General features: G+C 46.2%; 3 protein-coding genes. All 3 read right to left on the minus strand.

Features of this window, described 5'->3' with window-relative positions; genetic code table 11:
- Positions 1-960: 960 nt before the first annotated feature.
- A complete protein-coding gene (locus HW443_RS10180) occupies positions 961-1,530 on the minus strand; it encodes a zinc-ribbon domain-containing protein (RefSeq protein ID WP_176236126.1) in 570 nt (189 codons plus the stop codon).
- Between the two features lie 308 nt (positions 1,531-1,838).
- Complete coding sequence (locus tag HW443_RS10185) at positions 1,839-2,786, minus strand: BsuPI-related putative proteinase inhibitor (protein WP_176238152.1); 948 nt, start codon at positions 2,784-2,786, stop codon at positions 1,839-1,841.
- An 89-nt stretch (positions 2,787-2,875) separates the two neighbouring features.
- Positions 2,876-3,068, minus strand: a 193-nt coding sequence (locus HW443_RS13055; protein ID WP_219857127.1) for a hypothetical protein, incomplete at its 5' end; no start/stop codon positions are given.

The raw sequence follows: 3,068 nt of genomic DNA on the forward strand, positions 1-3,068 counted from the left end.
CTGCGGCCCCAAAAAATACCCCAAAAAGCGGGGTTCTGCGGAACTTGGGTTAGTTCCACATTGCGGGCAAAAAGGCATCTTTATTCTTCCTTCATTTCATTCTTACTTAAGACCCCTCTTTACTAAGGTTTTGTATTTGCCTCCAATTGATGGCCAATGGACTTGATGCCGGCAGCGCGAGGTTAGACAGGATTATGACTAACTCCAGGTAGACATGGAGAGAGATGATACTGAGCAGGAACATTAACGGGGCTCCTATGAGCATGACCAAAGCCCCGTACATCGCCCAAAGCAGCTATGGAAATCAGCAGCCCTATAAGGGCAATCAAGCCGCTCAGAATCGTGCCTATGGTGAACACTGCCTTTGTGATCCTTGGGGTAATCAAGTGCTGGAAGCTTAGGTCAAACAAATAGGCCCAAAACCCTTTCCCAGCTTTTGCGCGGCCGCACAGGTCTCCCGCCAGGACTGGGCAGTTCCGCAAAAAGGACAAAAACCCTCACCCATGTCTACCTTTTTGGCACAATGTTTACAAATAGACGCCTTAAAGAACCTCCTCTGGTGGTGGAAATCATGTTGTGCTAACCTCGCAAACACAAAGGTGACGTTTTTTAGCCTTGTGAGAGATAGAGTTTTTCTGCTGCCTTCTGCAATAGTCCCTTAGAATAAAGTTCTTCAAACTCCTCCGTACTGTGATATATCTAGGCTCAGAGGAGACCTAGAGCTTGTTAAAATCAATCTCTAGCCATCTCCCAAGCGCTAACCGGATGGACAGTAGCAGGATCCTTTCAGACCCCCGCCCTGTTGCTGCACCAACAATAGGGAACTTTCACCAAATGATAGAGTACGAGTCATCCCTTTCCTCTCACAAGGCCAGGTATGTTCCTCAGGCAAAAGCTCCATCCTTTGAACCTAGTCCTTAGTGCTAACACCGCCACTGAGCCATCATGTCTGATCTTGGTTTATATAGTCTTCTCCTTCTTCAAGAAAGATTCAATACGATCACCAATGGTTGTACCCAGAAAAGATAAACAAGTAAGAAAACCGCCAAATTCTATCTGAATCAGGGCTCCGATCTCCCCCGTCTTTGCCTGGATTAGGATGATTAACAAGGAAGCAAGGCCAGCTAACCCTGACACCCTGTGGAGGACGACTGTGTTAGAAACGACTCCTACGATTGCGGAACCTACGATTACTATGACGAGAAATAAGACAAATGTTGGACTGCCGGGCTCGGCTCCAGTTGGATAATACTGGGCCGACTCACGAGATAGTGTAACCAAGTCTATGCCAGATACTGCCATACCTGCACAAGAAAGCTGAGGCAACAAAAGGAAAGAAACTAACGCAACAGCAGCACACACCCTAGACACAATACTTCCCCTTCTTCTGGGAGTAGGTGCTCCTGCTGGTTGCCTGGTCTCAGCACGACGATCAACAGCAAGTTGCTCTATTGGTTCTATCCTCACACCGCAATTGTGGCAGAATAGCGCCCCCTCTTCTAGCTCGTTACCGCAATTTGAACAATACATAACACATCCTCCTTTCTACAAATCAGGTTCTTCTCCAAAATAGTGGGTAAGAACCAATAGTTTTAGCAATCTAAAAAGACACTATCCCTTTGGTGTTCAATGTCCTACTACGAATCTAGGAAAATCCTCTTTCCCTATTTTCTTGCTGAGTTGGTTTTCCTTACACGCAAACATTTCTGACAAACTCCAGCCCCAGCCATATTCAACTTCTTGATCTGGCTTAATCCTGCTGTGAAACCCTATGAGGAAGATGCCGTCACGATTTTTGTGCAAATTCCCTTAAGGGCTCATCCTCTCATTTCCAACCTCTAGGTAAGCTCTCCTTCTAACTGAGAGGAGTTGACCCGAGCGTACACAGTGTAGATTCCGGGCGATAATCCTGTGGCGTTGTAAGTCTCTGCAAATCCCATCCCCTGACCCGGAGAAAGGGGAACTTCCTGGATAACCTGGGCAAAGGCTTTATCCGCCGACCATCTCCACAACTCCTGGCCCTGAGCATCGGTAACCCAAAAATCGTACATCTGAGCGGAATTGAAGACAATAGTATCCTTCTTATCTTCTATGTTTTTGACCTCCAGGGCCAGTCTGATCTCACCCCCAGTAGTGGTATAGGGGTCAATAGAGAAGGTGGCTTCAAAGTTACCGGAAGAAAGAGTGTCCACTCTGATATCCTCGGGAATACTGTCCTGCCTATCGGTACTCCTTTCCACTCTCTCAGCAGGCACAAATGCCCACGATGGGTCGTAACCTTGAACTAATCTTCGAGGCTCACCTGAACCATCAGAGTTAATTAACCAGATCCAGCCGTTGACCGCATAAGCAATTTTCTTTCCATTTGGTGACCATGCTAGACCTGAACCGGCACTGATTCCATTAACAAACTTAAGCTGATAAACCTCCTTAACATTCTTCCCACTCGCATTGATTATTGCCAAAATGTCTTGCCCTCTTTTGTAATCTCTATACCAAAAGGCAATTTTCCCGCCATTAGGTGACCAGGTAGGATCGCTGATCAGCTCGTCCAACAAGTACTCTATCCCCCTGGAATCAATGAGACCGAAAAGCCGGACTTGGTTTCTTCCATCTTCCTCGGATACTGTAAGCCAGTGGTGTGCCTTATCTCCTTTCCACTCTTTTTCTATAAAGACAATCTTTCCATCCTTTCTCCTAATGTCGTAATCTACTAGCTCGTGTGGGTCAATTGGAGGAAAATCTAACTCTTCTACTTGAAGAGTGGAAAGATCAAGTGAAAGCATTTTGTCGAGTCCCTTATAGAGAGCCCGAGGTGTTAGGAACAATTCAAAGGGTCTTTTACATCCATCGTGAAACATCAACTCGATCCTTTTCATTTGTCGTGAAAGTTTTTACTTTTGTTTAGAGTAATGATACACTCATCCCAGCCGCTGTCAATGGCGGTAGAAAGGAGACTGGGATGGGGAAAGTATCTAAAAAGGAGCTCCCCTTGCCCTTTATCCAAAGCTGCTAGATGCAAGTGATAAGAAAGATCGACAGAAGATTCGGGTTGTCCACCCCTTTCA

Source organism: Candidatus Hakubella thermalkaliphila (genome assembly GCF_013281975.1).
GTDB lineage: Bacteria > Actinomycetota > Humimicrobiia > Hakubellales > Hakubellaceae > Hakubella > Hakubella thermalkaliphila.

Bases quoted from the DNA above. Each gene is read 5' to 3' on its own strand.
- HW443_RS10180 (WP_176236126.1), bottom strand. From the start codon at position 1,530: ATGTATTGTTCAAATTGCGGTAACGAGCTAGAAGAGGGGGCGCTATTC.
- HW443_RS10185 (WP_176238152.1), bottom strand. From the start codon at position 2,786: ATGCTTTCACTTGATCTTTCCACTCTTCAAGTAGAAGAGTTAGATTTT.